28 protein-coding genes and 1 other RNA gene are annotated in these 25,621 nt (G+C 68.2%); 8 read left to right on the top strand and 21 right to left on the bottom strand.

Features of this window, described 5'->3' with window-relative positions:
* Window positions 1-138 precede the first annotated feature (138 nt).
* The 10 genes from MPE_RS12840 to MPE_RS12800 form a co-directional block, all read right to left on the bottom strand.
* On the bottom strand, window positions 139-1,443 hold the full coding sequence (locus tag MPE_RS12840; RefSeq protein WP_011830132.1) for a DUF1329 domain-containing protein: 1,305 nt from the start codon (window positions 1,441-1,443) through the stop codon (window positions 139-141).
* Window positions 1,444-1,579: 136 nt separating this feature from the next.
* Window positions 1,580-3,613 (bottom strand): DUF1302 family protein, encoded by a 2,034-nt coding sequence (locus MPE_RS12835; protein WP_011830131.1) that lies wholly within the window; start codon window positions 3,611-3,613, stop codon window positions 1,580-1,582.
* A 48-nt stretch (window positions 3,614-3,661) separates the two neighbouring features.
* Window positions 3,662-4,354 (bottom strand): FAD-binding oxidoreductase, encoded by a 693-nt coding sequence (locus MPE_RS12830; protein ID WP_237706414.1) that lies wholly within the window; start codon window positions 4,352-4,354, stop codon window positions 3,662-3,664.
* 123 nt (window positions 4,355-4,477) lie between these two features.
* Window positions 4,478-4,678 (bottom strand): 2Fe-2S iron-sulfur cluster binding domain-containing protein, encoded by a 201-nt coding sequence (locus tag MPE_RS24650; protein ID WP_259372585.1) that lies wholly within the window; start codon window positions 4,676-4,678, stop codon window positions 4,478-4,480.
* Window positions 4,679-4,741: 63 nt separating this feature from the next.
* Entirely contained in the window at window positions 4,742-5,728 is a 987-nt protein-coding gene (locus MPE_RS12825) for an aromatic/alkene monooxygenase hydroxylase subunit beta (RefSeq protein ID WP_011830130.1), read from the bottom strand.
* Window positions 5,729-5,761: 33 nt separating this feature from the next.
* Entirely contained in the window at window positions 5,762-6,088 is a 327-nt protein-coding gene (locus tag MPE_RS12820; RefSeq protein WP_011830129.1) for an MmoB/DmpM family protein, read from the bottom strand.
* 17 nt (window positions 6,089-6,105) lie between these two features.
* On the bottom strand, window positions 6,106-6,441 hold the full coding sequence (locus MPE_RS12815) for a monooxygenase system ferredoxin subunit (RefSeq protein ID WP_011830128.1): 336 nt from the start codon (window positions 6,439-6,441) through the stop codon (window positions 6,106-6,108).
* Between the two features lie 36 nt (window positions 6,442-6,477).
* Window positions 6,478-6,732: a toluene-4-monooxygenase system B family protein gene (locus MPE_RS12810; protein ID WP_011830127.1), complete on the bottom strand. Its 255-nt coding sequence runs from the start codon at window positions 6,730-6,732 to the stop codon at window positions 6,478-6,480.
* Window positions 6,733-6,824: 92 nt separating this feature from the next.
* Entirely contained in the window at window positions 6,825-7,175 is a 351-nt protein-coding gene (locus MPE_RS24645) for a YHS domain-containing protein (protein ID WP_375136167.1), read from the bottom strand.
* Between the two features lie 25 nt (window positions 7,176-7,200).
* Window positions 7,201-8,214, bottom strand: a complete 1,014-nt coding sequence (locus tag MPE_RS12800; RefSeq protein WP_011830032.1) for an IS5 family transposase — start codon at window positions 8,212-8,214, stop codon at window positions 7,201-7,203.
* Between MPE_RS12800 and MPE_RS12795 the strand changes: the two genes are divergently transcribed.
* Both MPE_RS12795 and MPE_RS12790 read left to right on the top strand, forming a co-directional pair.
* Window positions 8,192-9,025 carry a sensor histidine kinase gene (locus tag MPE_RS12795; protein ID WP_148210939.1) on the top strand — a complete coding sequence of 278 codons (834 nt, stop codon included), beginning with the start codon at window positions 8,192-8,194 and terminating at the stop codon, window positions 9,023-9,025. The genes MPE_RS12800 and MPE_RS12795 overlap by 23 nt on opposite strands.
* Window positions 9,022-9,639, top strand: coding sequence for a response regulator transcription factor (locus tag MPE_RS12790; RefSeq protein ID WP_041929676.1), 618 nt, complete (start codon window positions 9,022-9,024; stop codon window positions 9,637-9,639). Before MPE_RS12795 ends, MPE_RS12790 begins: the two co-directional genes overlap by 4 nt.
* Before the next feature lie 83 nt (window positions 9,640-9,722).
* Here the strand turns inward: MPE_RS12790 and ffs are convergent.
* Window positions 9,723-9,820: signal recognition particle sRNA small type (gene ffs, locus MPE_RS23330), an RNA gene on the bottom strand.
* A 55-nt stretch (window positions 9,821-9,875) separates the two neighbouring features.
* A complete protein-coding gene (locus tag MPE_RS12785; protein WP_041929675.1) occupies window positions 9,876-10,991 on the bottom strand; it encodes an AIR synthase-related protein in 1,116 nt (371 codons plus the stop codon).
* 120 nt (window positions 10,992-11,111) lie between these two features.
* Between MPE_RS12785 and dnaX the strand changes: the two genes are divergently transcribed.
* The 4 genes from dnaX (at window position 11,112) to MPE_RS12765 (ending at window position 14,491) form a co-directional block, all read left to right on the top strand.
* Window positions 11,112-12,956, top strand: coding sequence for a DNA polymerase III subunit gamma/tau (dnaX, locus tag MPE_RS12780; RefSeq protein ID WP_011830122.1), 1,845 nt, complete (start codon window positions 11,112-11,114; stop codon window positions 12,954-12,956).
* 25 nt (window positions 12,957-12,981) lie between these two features.
* Window positions 12,982-13,308, top strand: coding sequence for a YbaB/EbfC family nucleoid-associated protein (locus MPE_RS12775; protein WP_011830121.1), 327 nt, complete (start codon window positions 12,982-12,984; stop codon window positions 13,306-13,308).
* A gap of 152 nt (window positions 13,309-13,460) precedes the next feature.
* Window positions 13,461-14,051: a recombination mediator RecR gene (gene recR / locus MPE_RS12770; RefSeq protein WP_011830120.1), complete on the top strand. Its 591-nt coding sequence runs from the start codon at window positions 13,461-13,463 to the stop codon at window positions 14,049-14,051.
* Window positions 14,052-14,089: 38 nt separating this feature from the next.
* Window positions 14,090-14,491 carry an MAPEG family protein gene (locus MPE_RS12765; protein ID WP_011830119.1) on the top strand — a complete coding sequence of 134 codons (402 nt, stop codon included), beginning with the start codon at window positions 14,090-14,092 and terminating at the stop codon, window positions 14,489-14,491.
* 22 nt (window positions 14,492-14,513) lie between these two features.
* Here MPE_RS12765 and MPE_RS12760 read toward each other — a convergent pair whose 3' ends face one another.
* On the bottom strand, window positions 14,514-16,157 hold the full coding sequence (locus MPE_RS12760; protein ID WP_011830118.1) for a transglycosylase SLT domain-containing protein: 1,644 nt from the start codon (window positions 16,155-16,157) through the stop codon (window positions 14,514-14,516).
* Window positions 16,154-16,933 (bottom strand): hydroxyacylglutathione hydrolase, encoded by a 780-nt coding sequence (gene gloB, locus MPE_RS12755; RefSeq protein WP_011830117.1) that lies wholly within the window; start codon window positions 16,931-16,933, stop codon window positions 16,154-16,156. The genes MPE_RS12760 and gloB overlap by 4 nt, the downstream gene beginning before the upstream one ends.
* Here gloB and MPE_RS12750 point away from each other — a divergent pair.
* Both MPE_RS12750 and MPE_RS12745 read left to right on the top strand, forming a co-directional pair.
* Window positions 16,932-17,780, top strand: coding sequence for a class I SAM-dependent methyltransferase (locus tag MPE_RS12750; protein WP_036234715.1), 849 nt, complete (start codon window positions 16,932-16,934; stop codon window positions 17,778-17,780). The two genes, gloB and MPE_RS12750, sit on opposite strands and share 2 nt — an antisense overlap.
* Window positions 17,777-18,229 (top strand): ribonuclease H family protein, encoded by a 453-nt coding sequence (locus MPE_RS12745; protein WP_011830115.1) that lies wholly within the window; start codon window positions 17,777-17,779, stop codon window positions 18,227-18,229. Before MPE_RS12750 ends, MPE_RS12745 begins: the two co-directional genes overlap by 4 nt.
* Before the next feature lie 21 nt (window positions 18,230-18,250).
* On the opposite strand, the gene chrA is transcribed toward MPE_RS12745, so the two are convergent.
* The 7 genes from chrA to moaA all read right to left on the bottom strand — a co-directional run bounded on the left by chrA (window position 18,251) and on the right by moaA (window position 25,621).
* Window positions 18,251-19,588 (bottom strand): chromate efflux transporter, encoded by a 1,338-nt coding sequence (gene chrA / locus MPE_RS12740; protein WP_011830114.1) that lies wholly within the window; start codon window positions 19,586-19,588, stop codon window positions 18,251-18,253.
* Window positions 19,589-19,654: 66 nt separating this feature from the next.
* Window positions 19,655-20,092, bottom strand: coding sequence for a c-type cytochrome (locus tag MPE_RS24640; RefSeq protein ID WP_375136166.1), 438 nt, complete (start codon window positions 20,090-20,092; stop codon window positions 19,655-19,657).
* 379 nt (window positions 20,093-20,471) lie between these two features.
* Window positions 20,472-21,917 carry a dihydrolipoyl dehydrogenase gene (locus MPE_RS12730; protein WP_011830112.1) on the bottom strand — a complete coding sequence of 482 codons (1,446 nt, stop codon included), beginning with the start codon at window positions 21,915-21,917 and terminating at the stop codon, window positions 20,472-20,474.
* Window positions 21,918-21,977: 60 nt separating this feature from the next.
* Complete coding sequence (gene moeA / locus MPE_RS12725) at window positions 21,978-23,279, bottom strand: molybdopterin molybdotransferase MoeA (RefSeq protein ID WP_011830111.1); 1,302 nt, start codon at window positions 23,277-23,279, stop codon at window positions 21,978-21,980.
* Window positions 23,280-23,295: 16 nt separating this feature from the next.
* Window positions 23,296-23,877, bottom strand: a complete 582-nt coding sequence (locus tag MPE_RS12720; RefSeq protein ID WP_011830110.1) for a GNAT family N-acetyltransferase — start codon at window positions 23,875-23,877, stop codon at window positions 23,296-23,298.
* Entirely contained in the window at window positions 23,870-24,481 is a 612-nt protein-coding gene (gene mobA / locus MPE_RS12715) for a molybdenum cofactor guanylyltransferase MobA (RefSeq protein WP_011830109.1), read from the bottom strand. Before mobA ends, MPE_RS12720 begins: the two co-directional genes overlap by 8 nt.
* Window positions 24,482-24,493: 12 nt before the next feature.
* A complete protein-coding gene (gene moaA, locus MPE_RS12710; RefSeq protein ID WP_049820813.1) occupies window positions 24,494-25,621 on the bottom strand; it encodes a GTP 3',8-cyclase MoaA in 1,128 nt (375 codons plus the stop codon).

Genomic DNA, 25,621 nt, shown 5'->3' with positions numbered 1-25,621 from the left:
CGCGGCGGGTGGAACAGGCGGATGGGCCGGATTCGATTCGACGGAGGACCGACCGCACTGTCAGAGCATCGCCGCTCAAAAAAAAGCGGCGGAATCGATCTCCGCCGCAAACGTGCCATCTCGAAACGACACGCAGCGTCAATCTCCTCCGCGCAAGTTCTGCACCGAAAAGATGGAGGGGGGACTCAGCGCAGGATCACTGATCATCCGCAGCTGGAGAGTCGTGCAATGCTGCGCCTGAACGTCGAGCATGGAGGCCGACGTGTAGATCGCGATCCCCGCCGCCTGGTTCGCAGGCGCGTGATAGGCCGAATCGGAGAAGCCGATGGCCCAGCGCTTCCAGAGCGCTCCCTTTCGGTCGTACATGTTGATGATCGGGAAGATGGATGTCTGGGCATCCATGTAGAGAATCCGCTTTCCGATGGGGTTGCGAGATTCGACGGGCACGCCTTCGATGACGTGCACGACGCGCAGCGACCACGGGATGTTCTGGAAGCACTGGGCCTGACCGTCGAACTGCACCTGCCCGTAGCCCATCTGGTCTCGTGGTTCCGTCTTCTTCCACTCGCTGTGTCGATAGACCGGCAGCAGCATCACCTTGGTCTCGACGTACTTCCAATCCATGTCGGGCACGCGGCCGTTGTATCCCTCGAAGTCCTCGATCATGAGATCGGAGCCGAGGAAGGAGTCCGTCGTCTGCCCGGTTGCCAGCCGACGGACACGCCGCTGGAATCCGAGGTACAGGTACGAATCGTCCAGCTTGGTGTCATCGTCAAAACGCTGGATCAGCAACTGCGTGTTCTTCAGGTCCTGCGGGCTCAGGACCTTCAGGTAGATCCCTCGATAGAACTTCGAGGGATTTGGCTCGATGTCCGCGGTGGGGAGCTGCGTGGTCCTGTGCTTGAAGCTCAGGAAGTTGAAATCGAACTCCAGCTGACGTTCGACCTTTCCACTTCTTGCGTCCTTGTATTGCCAGATGAACGGATAGATTCGCCCGCTGTCTCCGACGATCTGCGCGTACTTGTAGTTGAATGCCAGCTTCTCGCCGGCACGGGGATCCGACTTGTCAGGCTTGCCGGGGAAGGGGCGCCCGGCCACGTAGCCTTCGATCGTGCCTGTCGCGCTGCCGAGCTTGACCTGGGACGAATGCTTCTTCGTGGCGGCGATGTAGTTCGGATGAAGTGCGATGGAGTGTGTTTCCTCGACCGGGAACTCGAGCTTCCCTTGCTCGATCAGCGCATACGTCGCCGGATCGATGATGTCGCGGAATTTCTGTGCATTGGACTTGTCGATCTTCATCCCGGGCGTGATCCCGGGCGAGGTGGTCGGACCGGCCTGATAGGGATTGAACGACGCATCGATCTCCGCGTCGGTCAAGGCGATGGCCTGGCCCGCAGCAAAGATCATGGGAAGTCCGATCGTGAAGAGCGTCTTGAGTTTCATGTCAGTCTCCGTGGAGTCAATTCGGTGCGATGCCCGATGAGGCGGGCAAGGCTGGAACCAGGCGAGCGGAATCGGCGGCTCGCAATCGGATCGAGCGTGCTCCTGGGAGCCGCGGCGCCTGTACCAGGCGGAATGGTCAGAACTGATACCTTGCGGTGAGGAAGATCTCGTTTTCTTTCCATGCCGAGCCGATGGGGCCGGCGCGGAAGCGCCCGAGGGGTTCGAGGCCGCCGAGGCCGCGCGAGTAGGCGGTGGTGGGGTCGGCGTCACCGAAGGGCGCGGTGAACGGCGCCCACGGGTTGCACGAGCGGCAGTCGTCGAACTTCCAGCGCTCGTCGCCGTTGCGCAGCTTGAAGTTGCCCCCGAAGCTGATCTTGAACTTGTCGGTGACGATCCAGTCGACCTGCGGGGACGTGACCAGCGCGCGGGCCTGCACGTCGTAGGCCGTGATCAGCTGCGGGCTGACGCGGTCGTTGACGAGGAAGGCCTTCATCAGCAGCGTGGCGATGACGTTGTTCTCCCAGTCGGGCATGCCCACCGGGCCGAACTGGCCGCGCTCGAACTCGTGGTCGAAGATGTGCTGGTAGAACAGCTGCGCGGAGAACAGCGTGGTGCGGTTGGGGTTGATGAAGGGCACGAAGGTGGGCCGGTCGAAGCCGACCACCGAGCGGAACACCTTGTTCTTCGAGTACAGCTGGGGCTTGAGGGTGTTGGCGAACTCCTCGCCGTTGGTGAAGGCCGCCTCGACCCGCACCGCCGCCTTGGCCGCCTGCCACTCGAAGTCCATCGAGCCGCCGATGAGGTTCACGCGCGGGAAGTGCATGTCGAAGGCGATCAGGTAGGGCCAGCCGCCCTGCGCGTCGGTGCGCGTCTCGCCGGTGAAGGCGTTGGTCGCGCCCTTGCCGCCGCGCAGCGAGGGCAGCTGCGAGCGGTAGGTCAAGGCGTTGAGCGAGAACGACAGGCCGTCCTGGCTCACGCCCTCGTACTTCAGCCCGAGCTGGGTGTTCTTCAAGCTCCAGTTGGGCAGCTTCACGTCGCGCAGGCCGATCTGGCCGGGGCCGAAGTCGGTGGCGAGCAGCACGCCGGGGCCGACGTTGGCGAAGTTGGCCACCGTGCCGCCGTTGTCCCACAGGTTCTTCATGCCGCGGAAGAAGCAGCCGGCGTCGAGGATGACGTTGGCGGTGCCGCACTGGCCGAGGTTGTTGGGGCGGAACTTGTCGAAGTTCCACACCAGCTGCAGGTTGCGGTCCTGCATGCTCTCGCTCGGGCCCATGCGGTACTCGGCCTGGGCGATCCACATGGGGATGCGGATGTCCTGGAGTTCGTCGTAGATGTTGTTGCGCGAGTAGTCGACCGGGTTGATCACGTCGAGCACGCGGAACAGGTCGGTGCGGCCCCACACCACCTGCTGCTTGCCGAGCTTGAGGAAGAGCTGCTTGCCGTCGGCCAGGCCGACGGTGTTGGTGACGAAGGCTTCGCGGATGACGTCCCAGCGTTCGTTGAACTCGGGCAGTTCGAGCTCGCTGCGCTTCTTGTCGCCGTAGCCGCCGAAGTCGGCGCAGCCGCGCCGGTCGGTGTCGCAGGGGCGCACGGGGGTGGCGAACTCCACCCCGCCGTTGGGCACGTCGTGCCAGCGGTCACCGAGCAGGCGCAGGCCTTCGTTGGGGTTGTAGTTGGGTGCGGCGGGGTTGGTGGAGTTGAAGCCGAAGACGTTGTTGACCAGCCCGAGGCCGTCGACCAGGCCCTTGTTGACGATGCCGCTGCCGTGGGGCACCGGGGGCGGTCCGCCCTGGGACTCGAGCAGCACGCCGCCGCCGGCCTTGCGGCCGTACTGGTCGTCGTTCATGCGGTAGACGCCGTCGAAGCTGCCGCGCAGGATGCTGCGGAACTTCCAGCCGCCTTCGAGCTTCTTGTCGGCCTCGACCTGCAGGGTGTTGCGGAACTTGGAGAGTCCGACGCGCTCGCCGGTCGCGTCCTTGCCCCGGAAGCGGGTGTCGTTCTCGTAGTAGATGTCGACCTTCCAGGGGTCGACCGGCGCGGCGGCGTCCTGCGCCTGGGCCAGGCCGCACACGGCCAGGCCGCCGGCCAGCGCCGCGCGCGCGAGGCGGCGGGACTGGCCCGCGCGGGGGGTCGCGCCGCTTCGGCGCGCAGTGTCTTGTCTGTTCTTCATCGTTGTCTCCTCGCTCCGAAGGCTCCTTGGATGGAGCCCGTTGTAGATTCAATAGAAACGATCGAAATGAAGCTGCCGATTCGGGACCCGAAACTGGAGCATCAGCATTTCCTGAAGCGCCTCGGTCATCGGCGGAGGACCGGCGAAATAGAACTCGTAGTGACCGAGGTCCGCACCGAGATGACGTGCCACGGCATCGTGGACGTAGCCGGTTTCGCCACTCCAGGCAGATCGATCTCGCTGTGCACCGGACACCACGGCGCAGTAGCGAATTGACTTCTGATATTGAGGAAGCTGGCGCAGCAGATCGTCGCCACACACATCCCGCGGTTCGCGTGCACCGTAGAAGAAGTGCAATCTGCCCGTTTCGAGCATGCCCGCAGCCGAAGCACCTCTCGCAACGGAGACCATCGGAGCCAGTCCTGACCCACCTGCCACGCAAACGATGTCGCGACGAACGTGCTCCCGCAGCGACGCGAGCCCATAAGGACCATCGATCTCGACTTCATCTCCGATGCGCGACTGTCCGAAGAGCCACCCTGTCGCAGCGCCGCCAGGGACTCGTCGGATCTGAAAGTGCCACTGCCCGTCGACATTCGGCAGGTTCGACATGGAATAGGATCGAACGACGCCAGACTCTCCGAGGGCGACGCTTGCATACTGTCCCGGAGAAAACTCGGCTGGAGATTCCGTCGCGAATCTGAACTCGCGAATGTCATGCGTCAGATCCACGCTCGACATCAGGCGGGCCCGCTGCCGCCGGGGGCGATGCGCGGAAACGAACTCCGGAGAGCATCGGACCTTGATGGCAATGTCTCCCAAGGCGCGGCTCTGGCATCCCAGGAGTTGCTTGCGTCGCCTGTCTCAATCCGACAGCCCGGGAGCCTCCGGCCAGAGCGAGTGCACCTCCCCGCCGAGCAGCTCGAACCTGCAGCTGCCGCACCCGCCCGAATTGCACTCATACGGAAACCCGACACCCTCTCGCAGTGCAGCGCGAAGAACCGTGTCGTTCCCGACCTGCAGGACCGGCATCGGGACGCCGTCGATCCGAATGCGACTGATCATGGGCTTCCCGCCATCCATATGCTCCATCCGACAATGCCGCGGCGATCCGAACGATCGATCGGCTCAGAGATCCAGTGACCGGCGGAACTCTCTTGTGGCGGCCCTTGCCTCGGAGGCGGCGCTCGGAGCGTCCGGCAAGGCACCGCAGAAGGCGTCGATCGCGGCGTCGCCCAGGGGCTCCCACTTGTCGATCCAGGCCCTCAGGACTTCTCGATTCCCGGGCACGGCAGTCGACATGCGCACGAGCGCGGTGGCCCACCGTCGATGCCTTGCCCCGTCGAGCGCCTGAGCGTCCGTCAGCATCCCGAGCAGGGTGTCCGAGTTGTGTCGTCCCACGTCTCCGAATCGACGCAGCAACGACTCCTCGATGGCTGGCTTGGCGACGAGGTTCAGCGCGACGAAAGCCTCGCCCCAGTCCCACGCGACGAGAACTTTCTCCATCAGCTCTCGCATGCCTTGCCATGCCGGGTCCTCCTCCCAGTACTGGCGCTCGTCGACCCCGAAGCCCTTGCCGACGAACGTCCTCGACAACTCCTTGGTCCTGTATGCGGTGTGATGGACCCAGCGCAGCGAGTCCGCGGCCTGGAAAGCGAAGCAGTTCGAGATCGTGCTTGCAGGTGCCATCTGCATGGCGTAGGCGGAGGCCATCTGCAAGGTATGGAAGACATACCTGCTCGGGGCCAGCAAGCGAGCCAATGTTCCGGCCCAGGCCGGGTCGAGCCCCTTGTCGTGTTCCCGTTCGCTGAACTGACTCAGGACGCTGAAGACATAGGTCTCCTGACCGTCCTGGAGCAGGTTGTAGGTTCTGTAGACCAGCTCGTCCGGATCCCGGAAGGCGTTCCAGTCATCGCAGGTCAAAGGGCTGTCGTTCCTGTACTTCCTGTACCAGCGCGACATGAACATGTCGGGATCCAGCTCGAAAGGCGCCTGCTCCTGGCGGTCGCTGTAGTGCAGGCCGACGGAGACGATCTCGTACTCGCTCGGCTTGCGCCGGCGTCCCGCCAGGTGGCTCCATGTCCTGAGGGGCTTGAGTGTCTCCGGCTGATTCATGTCCTGACCCTGTCGATTGACGGCATTCAACATTCAGAGATGCCTGCTGTAATAGAACCGTATGTGCTCCGACGAGATCTCGATGCGTCCGGCGAAGGACGAGAGATCCACCTCGATGTCGCGCATCCTGAAAGGGCGCCCGAGCATTTCCTCGATCGTCGATCGGCGTATCACCATCTCGCTTTCGGATTCCACGCGGACATAAGCCACCTTGTCATCGACGCGAATGTCCTTGTCCGGGTTGTCCAGTACCGCCGCTTCTGCGACGGCCCTCGCCAGTTCTCCTCGGCGCAGGATGGGGCCGACGGTGTTGTTGACTCTGTGTGGCGAAGCGTCATTGCCGGTTTTCTCTTGATCCACGTTCGTACGCTTTCTGATCAGGCACGAGCAAACAATGGCGTGACGCCTTCGGTATCGACATGGACTTCATTGCCATCGATTCGTATCGGATAGCTGGCAAGCTTGCATCCCTCGGGATTGATCCCTTCGCCCGTGCAAGCATCGAAGATCCATTGATGCGCACGGCAGATCAGGTGTTTCCCATCGAACTTTCCATCGACCAATGGGATGTCCTGATGCGGACAGGCGCCCTGATACGCCCGGATCGCGCCCCCCTCGATGCAGACGACCACCAGCTCGTGCCCGTCGATCTCGTAGGCGTTCATCTCGCCTTCCCAGAGATCGTCGGTCGTGCAAATCCTCGTATATGCCATTCAGAACCAGCCTCGCGAAAAGATGTCAGCCCGGGATCATTCCCAGAAGACTTCGATGCATTCGGTCGGATAGAGACCGCTGTCCTCGACGCTCATGTCGCGAGGAAAGGAATCACCCGTACCCTGGCGTCGCACGCGAAGCACCCTTCCGGGCCTCGACATCACGCGCTTTCCGATGGAGTGCCTGGCTGCGGACGCCGCAACGACATCCATGGAATCCGCCGAGTCCACGGCCAGCAGTTGCAGGACGAAGTCACCTTGAAACTTCGACGTCAGAGGAAACAGCGCCACTCGAGGCCTCCCAGACTGATGAACGGATGTGTGCGTCCCTGGCGGGAAGCAAGGCCTTCGGGGCGCTGCCCCAAGAGGACCGGGTCGGTGCGCTAGGCGCGACTTCTTTCAGGGGCCCGGTATGCCTCGACCCAGGCGTACGAATGGGCGTCGTCCCCGATCTCCCCCGGAGCCAACCCCATGTAAGCCAGAGCGCCGGCGAGGTTCGGAGGCTGGATCTCCCCGGCCAGGAACCGATCGACGATGGAAAGATGGCCCTGGTATCGGGACGGTTCCTGCTCGAAACACCACTTGCAGCCCTTGGAGCAGAAGTGATACCACCGGCCGTTGTGCTGAAGGGAAGCGCTGATCAACCCGCTTCGTGACCGCGACTCGGCCGACAGCGGGCGTTGATGGCGACTCGTGAACTCAGAAGTGGCACCGATGAGCCCCTTCTGCGGCACTTCGAGGCCGCTCTCAGGCCCCCGTTCATGCAGCAGACGCACTGAGGCCTTGGGCCAGCAATCGGCGCCGGGCGATGTACAAGTTGGCCAGCGCAGCGTGCGCCTTCGCGCGAGCTTCGTTCTTGGAGATCCCGCGGTAGCTGACCTTGCGGTAGCCGAACAGGTTCTTGATGACGTGGAACGGGTGTTCGACGATGGCCCGCACCTGAGCCTTGCGCCGTTCGAACCACTCGTGCATCGCCTTGGCCGGCCCTTCGGGCATGGCCTTGAGTTGGCCGCGCTTCATGGCGATACGCCAATCCATGTCCTGGCGCAGCCTGCCCTCTTCCTGCGCCGTCGTGATCTCGTCTCGCCTCTGGATGCCGGTGTAGCCGCTGTCGCCGTGAACTTGGCTCTCCTGGCCATGCAGCAGTTCGTGCGCGTGCGCCACGTCAGCCTCGTTGGCCGCGGTGCAGACCACGCTGTGGATCAGACCCGACTCGGCATCCACGCCCGAGTGCATCTTCATCCCGAAGTGCCACTGGTTCCCCTTCTTGGTCTGGTGCATCTCGGGGTCGCGCTTGCCGTCCTCGTTCTTCGTCGAACTTGGCGCGGCAATGATGGTGGCGTCCACCACCGTGCCCTGGCGCATCAGCAGCCCACGCTCGGTGAGGTGCGCGTTGACCTCGGCCAGGATGGCCGACGTCAAGTCGTGCTGCTCGAGCAGGCGGCGGAACTTCAGCAGCGTTGTGGCGTCGGGTACGTTCTCCCGCCCAAGGTCGATGCCGATGAACTCGCGCATGGCCTGGCTGTCGTACAGCGCGTCTTCCAGTGCCTCGTCGGCCAGCGTGTACCACTGCTGCAGGAAGTACATGCGCAGCATCCGCGGCACGCCAATCGGCGGTCGGCCCACCTTGCCGCTCTTCGGGTAGTGCGGCTCGATCAGCGCCTCAAGCCGCGCCCACGGAACCACCACGTTCATCTCGGCCAGGAAGCGCTCCCGGCGCGTCTGGCGCTTCTTGCCGGCGTACTCGGCAGTGGCAAAACTCGTCTGCTTCATGGCAGCATCATCGCCGCTGAATTCGCCGCACGCCATCGTGGCCTGCACGGATAAATCAGTGCTTCCCAAGATCGCCCAGGATGCCCTTGCCGAGGCTCGAGTCGAGCTGGCCCGGGTGGCGAGGGTGACGATGATGGGTGAGCTGGCGGCGTCCATCGCGCACGAGGTCAACCAGCCGCTGGCGGCTGTTGTCGCCAATGCCCAAGCTTGTACTCGCTGGCTGGCCGCGAACCCCCGAAACGACCGCGAGGCACGGAATGCGGTCGATCGCATCGTTCGGGATGCGAATCGCGCCAGCGAGGTCATTGCGAGGATTCGAGGATTCCTGCGAAGAGACGATCCGGACAGGATCTTGCTGCATGTCGCGGACGTGATCACCGAGGTCTTCGACATGGTTCGTGATCTCGCGGACCGTGCTCGTGTGTCTCTGCAGTTCCAGGCGAGGTCGGCGCTGGACCCGACGTTCATCGATCGGGTTCGGATGCAGCAGATCGTCCTCAATCTCGTCATGAACGGCATCGAGGCGATGAGCTCGGTCGGTGATCGTCCCCGCGAGATGCTCGTGGAGGCCTACGACGACGGCAACGAGAACCTCGTCATCGAGATCCGCGACAGCGGCATCGGCTTCACGCCGGACATCGCTGACCGGATCTTCGATGCCTTCTACACGACGAAGCCCTCCGGGATGGGCATGGGACTGAGCATCAGCCGGTCGATCGTGGAATCCCAGGGCGGAAGGCTCTGGGCACGCGTGAACGATGATTTCGGGGCGACCTTCATCTTCAGCATGCCCATCGTCCGGGCTTCATGATGGATGGCCTGTCGTCCCCGGTCGTCTACGTCGTCGATGACGACCTCTCGGTGAGAGAGGCCCTGAGCAGCTTGATCCGGTCGGTCGGTCTGCAGGTCGAGACCTTTTCCTCTGCCACCGAGTTCCTTCGACACCGGCGGTCGGCCGCGACAGCCTGTGTCGTCCTGGACGTGAGAATGCCAGGCCTCAGTGGCATCGACGTCCATCACGAGCTGAAGAAGCGCCTGGACTCCATTCCCGTCATCTTCATCACGGGACATGGCGACATACCGATGGCGGTCCGGGCCATCAAGTCGGGGGCGGTGGAGTTTCTTTCAAAGCCGTTTCGCGATCAGGATCTCCTGGACGCCATCGGACAGGCCCTCGAAAGAGATGCCGGCGAGAGGTTGGAGGCCGATCGACTGCGGGCGCTTCGAGAGGCCTATGAGACCCTCACACCACGCGAGAAGGAAGTTCTTGCACTGCTGATCGGCGGCGGACTCAACAAGCAGATCGCTGCCAGGCTGGGTGTCGCGGAGGTCACCATCAAGGTCCATCGACACAACATCATGAAGAAGATGCGCGTCCGCTCGATGGTTTCCCTGGCCCGGATCTTCGAGGAACTCGCCATCTAGGGCAGGGCTGAACAGCGCGATCGATGCGCCGGAACTCTGCGCGAACGCTGGATTGCGCGCCGTACCAGGGGTACAGGGGAAAGGGTGACGAGCCCGACCCCGGCACTGGAGGCTAACGGTTAGGGCTGCTTCGTTCCCGACCTGACCCGGTTGGCCGCGCCCCCATGCGGGGAGGCCCGTCACCGAGGATTGTAGGCGACCGGTCGCGCGTCGCGGACCCGACGAGGGAAAGACCGTCAGCGCAGCTGCAGGTCGTCGTCGCCGAAGCGCACGCCGATCGGTTCGATCAGCAACTGCTTGGGGCCGGCCTCCACCGTGCCCGCGACCCAGGCGGCAACGCCCTGTTGGTGCGCGACCTCGACGGTGCGCTGCGCATCGGCGGCCTTCACGAACAGCGCGAAGCCGGCGCCCATGTTCAGGGTGCTGTAGGCCTCGCGCGCGTCGTGGCCGGCATGCTCGGCGATGAAGCGCAGCACCGGCGGCACCGGCGGTACGCTGTGGATGCGGTAGGTGTGGGTGGCCGGGTGGCGCAGCAGCTTGCGCCAGCCGTGGCCGGTGATGTTGGCGCTGTAGTGCGGCACGATCTGCGCGTTCCACAACGCCTCGGTCACCGGCGAGTACAGCGTGGTCGGCGCGAGCAGGGCCTCGCCGTAGCTCAGGCCCGGCGCCACTTCGGTGAGGTAGCCCTGCGGCAGCCGCTCGACCAGCTTGCGCGCCAGGCTCAGGCCGTTGGCATGGATGCCGCTCGACGCGAGCAGCACGATCGCATCGCCCGGAGCCAGCGCATCGCCGACCGACAGCCGCGACTTCGGATTGATCAGCCCGGTGCAGGAGGCCGCGAGATCGATGCGGCCGGCCTCCACGATGCCGGCCAGCGCCGGCGTCTCGCCGCCGCCCCAGGCCACGCCGCAGGTGTCGCAGGCCTGCTTCCAGCCGGCCACCAGCGCCTGCGCGCGCTGCGCGTCGCCGAACCATTCGCTGCCGCCGGCGGCCCAGTAGGCCTGCACCACCAGCGGCGTCGCGCCGACGGTGATCAGGTCATTGATCGCCATCGCGATGGTGTCCTGCGCGATGCCGGCGTAATAGCTCTGGCCGGTCAGCGCCTTCATCTCGTCGGCGACGAGAGCCTTCGAGCCCAGGCACTCGACGATGCTGGCCAGGTAGAACGGCCCGACGTCGACCACGTAGGCCGACTCGCCACGCGACGCCGCCACTTCGCCGAAACCGTGCGCGGCGAGGTTCTTCGCGGTGTCCTTGGCGGCACGCTGCGCGGCCACTTTCAGCGGGTCGATCAGGTCGTAGTTGACGCCGGCCTGTTCGTAGCTCAGCGGGGTGGGGGTGGGCGTGGTCATGGTCGGCAGGGCAGGGGCCCGATGAGCGGATGGCGCGGCGCGGGCAGGCCGCGGATTCGCACCGATTATCCGGCACCCCTGTGGCCGGGGGCTTCCACCCCGGCCGGTAAACTGCCGGGCATGAGCACCTTGGTCCTGGCCCGCAAGTACCGTCCACGCCACTTCGGCGAGATGGTCGGCCAGGAGCATGTGGTGCAGGCGCTGGCCAACGCGCTCACCTCGCAGCGGCTGCACCATGCCTACCTGTTCACCGGCACGCGCGGCGTCGGCAAGACCACGGTGTCGCGCATCCTCGCGAAGAGCCTCAACTGCACCGGGCCCGACGGTCAGGGAGGCATCACCGCGCAGCCCTGCGGTGTGTGTCCGGCCTGCCGCGACATCGACGCCGGCCGCTTCGTCGACTACACCGAGCTCGACGCGGCCTCGAACCGCGGCGTCGACGAGATCTCGCAACTGCTGGAACAGTCGGCCTACAAGCCGGTCGTCGGGCGATTCAAGGTCTTCATGATCGACGAGGTGCACATGCTCTCCAGTACCGCGTTCAACGCGATGCTGAAGACGCTGGAGGAGCCACCCGAGTACCTGAAGTTCGTGCTGGCGACGACCGACCCACAGAAGGTACCGGTCACGGTGCTGTCGCGCTGCCTGCAGTTCAACCTGCGGCCAATGGCGCCCGAGACGGTGCTCGCGCACCTGGAGCAGGTGCTGGCGGCCGAAGGCATCTCGGCCGAGCCGGGGGCGCTGCGGCTGCTGGCGCGCGGCGCGCACGGCTCGATGCGCGATGCGCTGTCGCTCACCGACCAGGCCATCGCCTTCGGTGCCGGCACGCTCCAGGAAGCCGGCGTGCGCCAGATGATAGGCGCCGTGGGCCGCAGCCATGTCTATGCGCTGATCGATGCGCTGGCCGCCGGTGACGGCGCCGGCGTGGTGGCCACGGCCGACGCACTGCGCGCCGAGGGCCTGTCGGCCGAGGGTGCGCTGGAGGAGATGGCGGTGGTGCTGCAGCAGCTCGCGTTGCTGCAGGTGCTGCCCGATGCGCTGGACGCCGCCGATCCCGACACCGCGGCACTCGTGCAGCGCGCCGGCCTGCTGCCGGCCGACGAGACGCAGCTGCTCTACAGCATCGCGCTGCACGGCCGCGCCGAGCTGGCGCTGGCGCCTGACGAATACAGCGGCCTGGTGATGGTGCTGCTGCGCATGCTGGCGTTCAGGCCACCGGGTGCTGCACGCACCGAGACGGTGGTGCGGCCGGGCCAGGCTACGCCCGCAGCGGCGCCGCGTGCCGCAACCGCCCTCGTGCGTGGCTCGGCACCTGCCGTGCCGCTGGCCCGCTCGCCGGCAACCGCGAGCCTTGCCGTGGCGCCACCGTCCAAGGCGGACCCCGTGCCGACCCGACCGCCTGCGCCGCTGATTGCGAAGAGCCCGTCCAGCGTCCCGCCATGGGAGGACGACATCCCGCTGGCGGAAGAAATGTCCCAGCCCCCGGCGACGGTGGCACCGCGCCCCGCACCACCGACCGTCGCGCGCGACGACGCGGCTGGTGGTCCTGCGCCGACCGAGATGACCCGCGGTCCGCTGGGCGACCGCTGGGCCGCGCTGGTGCGCCAGCTGACCGATGCGAACGCGATCGCGGCGTTGGTCCGCGAGCTGGCGCTGCAGGCCGAGTGCGTGGCCATCGATACCGGCGAAACGCGGCTGCGGCTGCGCGTCGAGCGAGAGAGCCTGCGCAATCCGAACCATGCCGAACGCCTGCAGGCGGCACTGGCCGCCGCGCTGGGTCACGCGGTGGTGCTGGACGTCGAGGCCGGTGTGGTGAACGACACGCCGGCACGGCGCGATGCAGCGGCGCGCGAGCAGCGCCAGCGCGAGGCCGAGGCGCTGATCCACAACGACCCCTTGGTGCTGCAGCTCACGGCGCAGTTCAAGACGGCCCGCATCGTGCCGGGGTCGATCAAACCCGTCTGACCCATTCGAACCACCGGAGAACGACATGCTCAAAGGACAACTGGCCGGCCTGATGAAGCAGGCGCAGGCCATGCAGGACAACCTGAAGAAGGCACAGGACGAACTGGCGCTGATCGAGGTCGAGGGCCAGTCGGGTGCCGGGCTCGTGAAGGTGCTGATGACCTGCAAGCACGACGTCAAGCGCATCACCATCGACCCCAGCCTGCTGGCCGACGACAAGGACATGCTCGAGGACCTGGTGGCAGCGGCCTTCAACGACGCGGTGCGCCGCGCGGCGGCGACCAGCGAGGAAAAGATGGGCAAGCTGACGGCAGGAATGCCGCTGCCGCCGGGCATGAAGTTGCCGTTTTGATGGCTCCCCCCCGTTGCGGCTGCGCCGCTCCCCCTCGAGGGGGCGACGCTGGCGGGCCGGCAGAGCCGGACCCGCGGCGTCCGCTCGGTGGGACGGTGGCGTGCTGCCATTCCTTTGCCGCGGACTGTTCCTGATGATCGAGTCGCTGAGGCATGGCTGCGTCGTCCACGCTTGAGTCGCTGACCGAGGCCTTGCGCCGCTTGCCGGGTGTGGGCGTGAAGTCGGCGCAGCGCATGGCCTACCACCTGCTGCAGCACGATCGCGAGGGCGCGCTGCGGCTCGCGCGTGCGCTGGAGCAGGCCGTGGCGACGGTGAGGCACTGCGAGCGCTGCAACACCTTCACCGAGGCCCCGGTGTGCAGCACCTGCCTCGATCCGGCGCGTGAACGCCGGCAGTTGTGCGTGGTCGAGACGCCGGCCGATCAGGCAGCGGTCGAGCGCAGCGGCAGCTACCACGGGCTGTACTTCGTGTTGATGGGGCGGCTGAGCCCGCTCGATGGCATCGGGGTGCACGACATCGGGCTGGAGAAACTGCTGGCGCGTGCCACCGATGGCGAGGTGCAGGAACTGATCGTCGCCACCAACTTCACCGCCGAAGGCGAGGCCACCGCGCACGTGATCGCCCAGGCCCTGAAGGGCCGAGGCCCGAGCGTCACGCGGCTGGCGCGCGGCGTGCCGGTCGGCAGCGAACTCGAGTACGTGGACCTGGGCACCATCGCCCATGCATTGAGCGATCGACGCTAGGGCCAGTGCCGGCGTCGACCCGAACCGGAGACGATGCGATGACGACGATCCTGCTCCTGAGCGTGCTCGCCGCTGCGCTGATGCCCATCGTCTGCGCCGGCATCGCCAAGGGAGGGCGCCTCGGCACGCCGCGCGGCGAAGGCGGTTTCGACAACCATGCGCCGCGCGAGTGGCTGGCGCGGCAGAGCGGCTACCGGGCGCGCGCGAACGCGGCGCAGGCCAACTGCTTCGAGGCCCTGCCGTTCTTCGTGGGCGCGGTGGCGATCGCGCTGACGCTCGGGGCGCCGGCCGACCGCATCGGCATGCTGGCACTGTTGTGGGTGGGGCTGCGCGCCGCCTTCGTGGCGTGCTACCTGGCGGACCGCGCGATGCTGCGTTCGGCGGTCTGGACGCTGGCGCTCGTGGTCAACATCGCGATCCTGTTCACGCCGCGCAACTGAGGCCCGCGGGCCCGGCCTGGCCTCAGCGGCTGTTGGCGGCCACGCGGCTCTTGCCCTGCGCGGTCGGGCGCGCGGCCACCGACTTGCCGGCCGACTTGCGCTGGGCCGTGGCTGACGTGGTGGCGCGGTTGCCGCGGGCCTTGGCCGTCGTGCTGGGGCTGCTCTTGCGGGCGGTCGCGGCCCTGCCCGGCAGGTAGAGCACCACCGCCTGGCCGGTCTTGAAGTGGGCGCCGGCCGCCACCTTGTTCCAGTCGGCCACGCTGGCGGCGCTGAGCCGGTAGCGTGCGGCGATCGAGGCCACGCTGTCATTCTTGCGCGCCTTCACGGTGGTGCGGCGCAGCGCCGGGGCGTCAGGGGCGAGCAGCATCGTCGCGTTGTCGGCCACGCGCTCGGACACGTCGTCGAGGTGCCGGTGCGGGTGCCGGGGCACCATCAGCGTCGAGCCGGCGCGCACCAGCATGCGCGGCGGGATGCGATTGGCCTCGCGCAGTTCGGCTTCGCTCATGCCGACCCGCTTGGCGGCATCGGCCGGCTTCATCGTCGTCGGCACGACCCAGGCGGTCCAGCTGGCCAGCGGGCCCTGGTAACCGGGCAGCGCGCGCACGAACTCGTTGGCGTTGTCGTAGGGCAGCAGCACCTGCGGCGTGCCGGCGGCCAGGATCACCGGCTTGTTGAGCGAGGGGTTCAGCGCGTGGAATTCGTCGAGCGGCAGGCCGGCCAGACGGGCCACCAGGGCTGCGTCGATGTCGCGCTGGATCGGCACGCTCAGGAAGTAGGGGTGGTTCTCGATCGCGGGCAGCGTCAATCCGAAGGCCTCTGGCCGCGCGATGAGGTTCTTCACGGCCTGCAGCTTGGGCACGTAGTAGCGCGTCTCGTCCGGCATCTTCAGGCTGAGGTAGTCGGTCGGCAGGCCGAGTTTCTGGTTGCGGGCGATCGCGCGGCCCACGCTGCCTTCGCCCCAGTTGTAGGCGGCCAGCGCGAGATGCCAGTCGCCGAACATGCCGTGCAGCTTCTGCAGGTAGTCGAGCGCGGCGCGCGTGGAGGCCAGCACGTCGCGCCGGTCGTCGCGGAAGGCGTTCTGCGCCAGATCGAAGTGCTTGCCGGTCGACGGGATGAACTGCCACATGCCCGAGGCCTTGGCGGTCGACATGGCCTGCGGGTTGAAGGCACTCTCGATGAACGGCAGCAGGGCCAGTTCGGTGGGCATGCCGCGCCGTTCGATCTCCTCGACCACATGGAACAGGTAGCGACTCGACCGCTCGGTCATGCGCTGCACGTAATCGGGCCGCGTGGCGTACCACTGCTCGCGGTCGCGGACCAGCGGCGTGTCGAGGTCGGGCATCGCGAAGCCGCGCCGCACGCGTATCCACAGATCGCGTTGCGCCGCGATGGCGTCGAGGTCGACCGGTTCTTCCGGGCGCACGGGATCGGTCGGTGGGCCGGCCGCGACGGCGGCATCGTTCGGCGCGGCGGCGCTGGCGGCGGCCACGCCGGGCGCTGCGGCCTCGGGGGGCGGCGTGGCGCCGGGCGCGGCGGCGCCGGCGTTGACGACGGGAGCCGTGACCGGTTCGGGCGACGGAGCGGTGGCGCAGGCTGCCAGCACGAGCGTCAGGGCCAGCACGGACAGCGTGGCGCGACGCTTCGGCGTGAGCAGCAGGGCGGTCATCGGAATTCGTTCTTCCACTGTCGCAATGCCGCGAGCACGCTCACCGCATCGTCGCCGGCGGCGCCATGCGCGCGGGCACTGGTTCGGACCTGCGTGCTCGTGACGCGCAGAAAGGGGTTGACCTGTCGTTCACGCGCCACCGTGCTGGGCAGCGTGGGCAGGTCGCGTTGTCGCAGCGACTCGCACTGCGCAACGTAGTCGATCAGATCGGCGTTGCCGGGTTCCACGGCGCACGCGAATTTCAGGTTGCCGAGTGTGTACTCGTGGGCGCAGCACACCCGCGTGTCGCCGGGCAGCGCGGCCAGTCGCGACAGCGACGCGTGCATCTGCGCCGGCGTGCCTTCGAACAACCGGCCGCAGCCACCGCTGAACAGCGTGTCGCCGCAGAACAGGATGGGCGCCTCGCCGGCCGGCTGGCCGAAGTAGGCGATGTGGCCAGCCGTGTGGCCGGGCACGTCGATCACCTCGAAGCGCGTGCCGAACAGCTCGATCGCATCGCCGTCGCGCAGCGGCAGGAAGGGCTGCGGGATGTCCTCGCGCGCCGGACCGTAGACCGGTCCGCGGCCGTCGGGCAAGCGTGCACGCAGCGCGTCGACACCGCCGACGTGGTCGCCGTGATGGTGGGTCACTACAATCGCCGCGAGCTTCAGTGACCGCTCGTCGAGCGCGCGAGTCACCGGCGCGGCTTCCCCCGGATCGACGACGATGGCCGACACGCCATCGTGGAGCATCCAGATGTAGTTGTCCGTGAAGGCGGGAACAGCGATCAGGTTCATGGTGCAGGAAGCGTCGAGTATAGATTTGCCCTTGTGGCTGCAGACCCCGCCCGGCCGGTACGTGTTGGCGTGGGAACAGGCGCGCATCGAAACGCATGTGGCCGATGTGTTCGGATTTCACGCATTGCAGCTCGGCCTGCCGGAGATCGATGCGCTGCAGGCCAACCGCATGCCGCACCGTTGGCTTGCATTGTCGGCCCGCGAGGGCGCCGCGGCGACCGTTCCGGAAGACGGCGGCGCCGCGCCGCGCACCGTGGCGCTGTCGTGCGATTTCGATGCCTTGCCGTTCGCGAGCCAGAGCCTCGACCTCGTGGTGCTGCCGCACACGCTGGAACTGGCGCGCGACCCCCACCACACCCTGCGCGAGGTCGAGCGCGTGCTCGTGCCCGAAGGCCAGGTCGTGATCACCGGGCTGAACCCGACCAGCCTGTGGGGTTTGCGCCAGGCGGGCGGACGTGCTGCGCAGCGCCTCGGTCGCCGCAGCGACGACGAGCGCCTGTTCCTGCCGCGCGCCGGCGACTTCATCGCCTACCGGCGCCTGCGCGACTGGCTGCGCCTGCTCAGCTTCGAGGTCGAGAGCGGCGGCTTCGGCTGCTACCGGCCGGCCTTGCGCTCGCAGGCCTGGCTGGACCGCTATGCGTGGATGGAGCGCGCGGGCGAACGCTGGTGGCCGGTGTTCGGCGCGGTCTACCTGCTCAAGGCCGTGAAGCGCGTGCGCGGCATGCGCCTCATCGGCCCGGCCTGGAAGAAGACGCCGAAGCCGCGCGCCGCGCCGGCCGTCGTCAGCCACAAGCACCACCGGGCAGGATCGTCGCCCGACGACAGAGAGAAGAGATTCGAGACATGAAGTGGATCGCCTACACCGATGGCGCCTGTGCGCCGTCGAATCCCGGGCCGGCGGCCTGGGGCGCCGTGCTCATCGCGCCGGACGGCCGCACCGAGACCGATCATTTCGGCTTCATCGGCCACGGCACCAACCAGATCGCCGAACTGACTGCGGCGATCGAAGGCCTGACGCGCGTGCCGGCCGGCGCGCTGGTGGAACTGGTGTCGGACAGCCAGTACGTGCTCAAGGGCCTGAGCGAGTGGCGCGCCGGCTGGGAGCGCAAGGGCTACCGCAACTCCAAGGGTGAGCCGGTCGCCAACCTGGGCCTGTGGAAGCAGTTGTTCGCGCTGGCCGATGCGCGCAAGGTGTCGACGCGCTGGGTGCGCGGACACAACGGCGACCCGCTCAACGAGCGCGCCGATGCGCTCGCGAACAAGGCGCTGGCGCTGAAATCCGGCAGCGCCGACTGAGTCCGGTCGCTGCGTCCCCGCTCAGAGCAACTGCCAGACGAGACCCAGCAGCCCGGCGGCCAGCACGACCGGGATCACGCCGATCCGCAAGCCGAACAGCGCGACGGCCGCCGCCGCGCCGATCAGTGCCGCGGGCCACTCGAAGCGCCCCTCCAGCCCGGCCGGCCACAGCACGTGGTAGGCGAAGAACACCGCCAGGTTGACGATCACGCCGACCACTGCGGCGGTGATGCCGGTCAGCGGCGCGGTGAACTGCAGCTTGCCGTGCGTGGTCTCGATGAAGGGCCCGCCCAGCAGGATGAACAGGAAGGACGGCAGGAAGGTGAAGTAGGTGACGATCACGGCGGCGGCGGCGCCGGCCGCGAACAGCGCGTCGGGCCCGAACACCGCATGGGTCCAGGCGCCGACGAAACCGACGAAGGCCACCACCATGATCAGCGGGCCGGGCGTGGTCTCGCCGAGTGCCAGGCCGTCGATCATCTGCGGCCCGGTCAGCCACTGGTAGTGTTCGACCGCGCCCTGGTAGACATAGGGCAGCACCGCGTAGGCGCCGCCGAAGGTCAGCAGCGCGGCCTTGGTGAAGAACCAGCCCATCTGCGTCAGCACCGCCGACCAGCCGAAGGCCAGGCTCAGCGCGCCGAGGACCACGACCCACAAGGCCACGAAGACCACCAGCACGCGCGTCGCATGCGGCCAGGAGAAGCGGGCGTGGGCCGGCGTCGGCGTGTCGTCGTCGATCAGCGCCGGCCCCGGGCGCGCTGCGCCCTGGCCATGGCCGCCGCCGATCGCGAAACGTTCGGGCAGGTAGCGGCCCCCGAGGTGGCCGAGCAGGCCGGCTGCCAGAACGATCAGCGGGAACGGCGCGTGCAGCGCGAAGATCGCCACGAAGGCCGCGACCGCAATGGCCCACAGCCAGGCATTCTTCAGTGCGCGGGAACCGATGCGCCAGGCAGCGAACACCACGATCGCGGTGACCGCCGGCTTGATGCCGTACAGCAGGCCCGCCACCGCCGGCAGTTCGCCGTAGGCCAGATAGACCCACGACAGTGCGATCAGGACGAACAGCGAGGGCAGCACGAACAGCCCGCCGGCCACCAGGCCGCCCCAGGTGCGGTGCATCAGCCAGCCGATGTAGGTGGCCAGCTGCTGTGCTTCCGGACCGGGCAGCACCATGCAGTAGTTCAGCGCATGGAGGAAGCGCTGCTCCGAGATCCAGCGGCGCCGCTCCACCAGCTCCTGGTGCATGATCGAAATCTGCCCGGCCGGACCGCCGAAGCTGATGAAGCCGAGCTTGAGCCAGAAGCCGAACGCCTCGCGGAGGCCGACTTCGGCGGGCGGGTCGGTGTCGCTGGGGTTCATCGGCGGCGTGCATCCTCACGGCATCGCGCCGTCACGCCGGCGAGTATCTCAGCGTCGCGTGTCGGTTCAGGGCATCGCTTCGACGTGCGCCTTGGTGATGGCGCCGTCCGAGCGGCCCTTCAGGTAGGCGTAGAGCTGATCGATGTTGCCGACCACGTTGGGCGCCTGCCCGAAGCTCGGCATGCCCTTCTCGAGACGGCCCTGGGTCACGGTGGTCACGAACTCGGCCTTGCTCAGCGTCTTCAGGCTGTTGATCAGCGACGGTCCCACCATGCCTTCCTGGTTGGCGCCATGACAGCGGTCGCAGGCCGCGGCGCGCCAGGTGCGGAAGCCCTTCATCGTTTCGGGATCGACCTTGTAGCCGTCGACCACCTTGTACGGTGCGGCGCCGCCGGAGGGCGTGGCCGCTGCGGCGGCGGGCTTGGCGTCGGCCGCCGGCGCAGCAGCCGGCGTCTCAGCGGTGGCCGCGGGTGGCTTGGCGGCGGGCGTGGGCGTGGCCTTCAGGTCGCGCAGGCACACGATGCGGGCGCCCCCTTGAAGCGACTCGCAGTAGGCGCGGTCGGCTTCCAGGTCGGCTCGTGCCGTGCCGGTGACGAGCAGCATCGCCAGTGCCGCGTGCGGGGCGATGCATTGTTTCCACGAGGGCTTCATTCCACTGATGCGCATTCATTGACTCCTGGTTGGGTTCGGCCGGACGCCCGCATCGAACCGCGATGCGAGGGTGACAAGCGCACCGTAGGGCGTCCGTGCAGGCACCGTAGTCGGCGGGCGCCGCCGATATGTGTAGGCGGCTTCCCACATCAGGCAGATGTCAGCTCGTCGCGCGCGGCGCGACGGCGAATCGACAGCGCCGTGACGGTGCGCTGTCAGGTGGCGCGGCGCATCAGTCGCCGGGTGCACAGCCCTCGCACGGCGCCGGCTCGGGGCGGTCGAGCGCCTGGCGCAACTGCCGCAACGCGGTGCGCACGCCTTCCTCGATCACCGGGTGATAGAACGGCTGGGCCAGGGCCTCGTCGACTGTTTCCCCGCGGCCGATGCTCCAGGCCAGCAGGTGGCCCAGGTGTTCGGCCGCAGGGCCCAGCATCTCGGCACCGAGCAGGCGGCGCGTGCCGCGTTCACCGTACACGTGCAGGGCGCCGACGTTGCGCCCGATCACGCGGCTGCGGCCCTGGTTCTCGAAGCTCACGGTACCGGTCGCGAAGCGCGTGCCGGCCGCGGTCAGCTCGCGGTGGCTGCGACCGGCCATCGCGATCTGCGGTTCGCAGAACACCACCGCCAGCGGCGTGCGGCGACGCCCGGCCTGCACGTCGGGATAGCGCCCGGCGTTGTGGCCGGCGATCAGGCCTTCATCAGACGCCTCGTGCAGCAGCGGGCGATCGTCGCCCGCATCGCCGGCGATGAAGATGTGCGAGTGGCCGATGCGCATCGTGGTGGGGTCGCGCAGTGGCACGCCGTCGGCGTCGCAATCGAGGCCGGTGTGCTCGAACCCGAGCGCGTCGGTGTTCGGTCGCCGGCCGATGGCGGCGAGCAGCACGTCGAAGTGTTCGCTCTGCGTACCGGAGGCGCTGCGCCAGTGGACGGCGACCTCGTCGCCGAGCCGCTCGACGCGCTGCACCGTGGCGTCGCGCTGCAGCGGCAGCGTCGCATCGAAGTGGCTGGCGGCCAGCGCGGCCAGCGCTGGATCGCTGAGCGGGCCGACCGTCGGTCCGCGGCCCAGCAGACGCACGCGCACGCCCAGCAGATGCAGCGCCTGCGCCAGTTCGAGACCGATCGCCCCGGTGCCGACCACGGCCACCGAACGCGGCAGGTCCTGCCAGTCGAACACGTCGTCGTTGACGATCAGGCGATCGCCGAGCGCGCTGCGCCACTCGGGTGGCAGGCGAGGCCGCGAGCCGGTGGCGATCACCATGCGGTCAGCGCGCACGGTGAGCGCGCCCCCGGGGCCGTCCACCTGCAAGTGGTGCGGGTCGAGGAAGCGGGCCACGCCGTCCAGCCGGTGGTCGGGGGCGATGCGCTCGATGTCGTCGAGCACGAAGCCGACGAAGCGGTCGCGCTCGGCGCGCACGCGTGCCATCACGCGCGCGCCGTCGATGCGCACGCCCTGCACGTCGATGCCGAAGCGCGTCGCGTCGTCGACGGCGTGCGCGGCCTCGGCGGCGGCGATCAGCAGCTTGCTCGGCATGCAGCCGACGCGGGCGCAGGTGGTGCCGAGCGGGCCGGGGTCGATCAGCAGCACGCGATCGGTGTGCTCGCGCGCCGCGCGGTAGGCGCTCAGGCCGGCCGAGCCGGCGCCGAGAATGGCCACGTCGACGTCGCGCACCGGGGTCATGAGGGCTCCTTGCAGATCGATCATTGCGGGCGGGCCATCGGCGCGACGCGCCCCTCGGTCTCAGACGAGCCCGTCGAACGGCAACACGTCGACGTAGCCGCCGCGCTCGACCGAGGCCTGTTCGTGGTGCAGCACGACCAGGCCGTTGGCCACGCTCATGCTGCGCAGGATGCCCGAGCCCTGGGCGCCGGTGAGCTGCACGTCCCAGTCGCCGTCGGCGGCGCGCGAGACGATGCCGCGCTGGTACTCGGTGCGGCCGGGCTTCTTGCGGATGGCCTCGGCGGTGCGCGCGCGCAGCAACGGCAGGCTCTGGGGCGTGGCGCCGGCCATCGCCAGCAGCGCATCGCGCACGAAGGCATAGAAGGTCACCATCACCGCAACCGGGTTGCCGGGCAGGCCGAACAGCACCGCGGTGCGGCCGTTCGAGGCGACGCGGCCGAAGGCCATCGGCCGGCCGGGCCGCATCGCGATGCGCCAGAACGCCACTTCGCCGAGCCTTGCCATCACCTGCTTGGTGTGGTCGGCTTCGCCGACGCTGACGCCGCCCGAGGTGATCACCGCGTCGGCGTTCTCGCACGCGCTGCGGAAGGCGGCTTCCAGCGCGGCCGGATCGTCGCGGACCACGCCCAGGTCGAGCAGCTCGACACCCAGGCGCGTGAGCATGCCGTGGATCGTGTAGCGGTTGCTGTCGTAGACGCAGCCGGCCTCGAGCGGCTCGCCGATCGAGCGCAGCTCGTCGCCGGTGGAGAAGAAGGCGACGCGCAGCCGGCGCCGCACCGGCACCTCGGCCCGGCCCAGCGAGGCGAGCATGCCGATGTCGGCCGGGCGCAGCACCCGACCGGCCTGCAGCGCGGCCTCGCCGCGCGCGAGGTCCTCGCCGGCAAGGCGGCGGTTGTCGCCGGTGCGCACCACGCCGGCGGGCAGCGTGACGGCGCCGTCGGCGACGCTGGTGAACTCCTGCGGCACGACGGTGTCCAGGCCGGCCGGCATCACGGCACCGGTCATGATGCGCACGCATTCGCCCGCGGCCACGCGGCCCTCGAACTGCTGGCCGGCAAAGCCGGTGCCGGCCAGGCGCAACGTGGTGGGCTGGCCGTCGCGCAGATCGGCACCGCGCAACGCGTAGCCGTCCATCGCCGAATTGTCGTGCGCCGGCACATCGATCGGCGAGATGATGTCGTGCGCCAGCACGCGGCCGAGCGCACTGCGCAGCGCGAGCTGCTCCACCGCGCCGACTTTCGGCACGAAGCGCGCGATGAAGTCCTGCGCCTGCGCCACGGCCAGCGCATTGGGGTCGTAGCCGGCGATGCAGGAGGCGATCTGTTCGATCGACGGCAAGGCGGAGGGGGTCGGTGAGTCCATCGTCAGGGCGCGTGCTTCACAGCGTGAGCTGCATGTGTGCGCGATCGAAGTAGTGTTCGCCGCGCGCGTCGACCAGCCGCACCGCGCGCGGCAGCAGGCCGTAGCGGCGGAAGCCCGCACGTTCGTACAGCCGCAGCACGCGGTCGCTCGAGGCGGTGACGCTGAGCACGATCATCTGGAGGTCGGCGGCCTGGTGCGCCGCGGTGACGCAGGCGCCGACCAGTGCGCTGCCGATGCCGTGGCCGTTGTGGGTGGGCAGCACCATCAGCCCGATCAGGCGGCTGATGTGGCGGGTCTTGTTGCGGGTGTCGCGCTCGAGGCCGACCGATCCGACGAGCCGCTCGCGTCCGCCGTCTTCCTTGACGAAGGCGCCCAGCAGGAAGCTGCCGCCCAGCGGCTCGTTCAGCCCGAGCCGGCCCAGATAGCTCTCGGGCGTGCGCAGGCGCTGGCTCTCGTGGTCGGAGGTGAAGGCCTCGGGGTAGAGGCGCAGCGCCTCGTCACGCAGGTTCTTGTAGGCCAGCAGGTCGGCCGGACCCAGGCGCCGGATCACGGCCGGCTGCTGCGCGCTCGGGCGCCGGGCGAGGGTCGGCTCAGACACGCTGCGTCTCCAGCCGGCGCAGTTCGTCCAGCGTGTTGGCGTTGAAGAACGGGGCGGCGTCGAAGTCGACCATCGCGCAGCGGTGCTGCGCCGTCCAGCGGTCGATCTTGCGGCCCCCGGCGTGGACGAAGCGGACCAGGCTTTCCAGCAGGGTGGAGCGCAGCAGGCAGAACACCGGCTGGGGCCGTGGCGCGCCGGGAGCGTCGGCGCTGTCGGGGGCGCGCACCATCGCGAGCTCGGCGTCCTCGGCCTCCAGTGCGTGGGCCAGGCGAGCCACCAGATCGTCGGGGAAGTCCGGCGTGTCGCAGGGCACGGTCACGACGAACGGCGTCTCGGCACGCTCCAGCCCGACCAGGAAGCCCGACAGCGGCCCGGCGAAGTCGGGGTCGGTGTCGGGCCAGACCGGCACACCGAAGCTCTCGTAGGCGGCCAGGTTGCGGTTGGCATTGATCATCGTTGTCCCGACCTGGGGTTGCAGCCGCATCAGCGCGTGCAGCGCGAGCGGGATGCCTCGGTAGGGCTGCAGGCCCTTGTCCACGCCGCCCATGCGGCTGCCGCGCCCGCCGGCGAGGACGACACCCGTGATGTGTTCGGCGCCGATCATCGCGCTCGTGCCTCAACCACCGATGTAGCTCATCTCGACCTTGGCGGCCGCCGCCTCTGCGCCGGCCGCACTGCCGCGCAGTTCGGAGTAGCGATCGTCGCGGCCCTGCCAGATCTGTCCGATCGCCGCGGCGATCTGCCGGTCGTCGTAGGCGGCCGGGTCGCGCAGCAGCGCGCGCAGGTCGTGGCCGCGCTGCGCGAACAGGCAGAGGTAGAGCTTGCCCTCGGTCGACAGGCGGGCGCGGTTGCAGTCGCCGCAGAAAGCGTGCGTGACGCTGGAGATCACGCCGATCTCGCCGCGGCCATCGGCATAGCCCCAGCGCTCGGCGGTCTCGCCCGGCGCGGTGGGCTCGAGCGCACGCAGCGGGAAGACCTCGTGGATGCGCTGCACCACCTGCGCCGAGGGCAGCACCTCGTCCATGCGCCAGCCGTTGGTGATGCCGACATCCATGTATTCGATGAAGCGCAGCACCACCCGGCCGCCGAACCGTTCGCGGAAGAAGCGCGCCATCGGCACGATCTCCTGGTCGTTGGTTCCGCGCTTGACCACCATGTTGACCTTGATCGGCGCCAGCCCCGCGGCGATCGCCGCTTCGATGCCGGCCAGCACGTCGGCCACCGGGAAATCGACGTCGTTCATGCGGCGGAACACGGCGTCGTCGAGTGCATCGAGGCTGACAGTGACGCGCCGCAGCCCGGCCATGCGCAGCGCCACCGCCTTGCGCGCGAGCAGCGAGGCGTTGGTGGTGAGCGTCAGGTCGAGCGGCTCGCCGTCGGGCGTGCGCAGAGCCGCCAGTTGCGCGACCAGGATCTCGAGGTTCTTGCGCAGCAGCGGTTCACCGCCGGTCAGGCGAATCTTGCGCACGCCGTGCAGCGTGAACAGGCGCGCCAGCCGCGTGGTTTCCTCGAAGCTCAGCAACTCGCCGTGCGGCAGGAAGCGGTGGTCCTTGTCGAACACTTCCTTGGGCATGCAGTAGCTGCAGCGGAAGTTGCAGCGGTCGGTGACCGAAATGCGCAGGTCGTGCAGCGCACGGCCGCGGCGGTCGCTCAGCAGCCCGCTCGGCGGCGGTGCCTGCGCGGGCACGGCCGGCCGCGTGGCGTGTTGCCGGTGGTCGATCAGGGGGATGCTGCGCTCGGCCAT

Source organism: Methylibium petroleiphilum PM1, from assembly GCF_000015725.1.
GTDB classification, from domain to species: Bacteria; Pseudomonadota; Gammaproteobacteria; order Burkholderiales; family Burkholderiaceae_C; genus Methylibium; species Methylibium petroleiphilum.
Note: the sequence above shows the minus strand (reverse complement) of the source record. Positions and strands in the feature narration are given on the sequence as shown.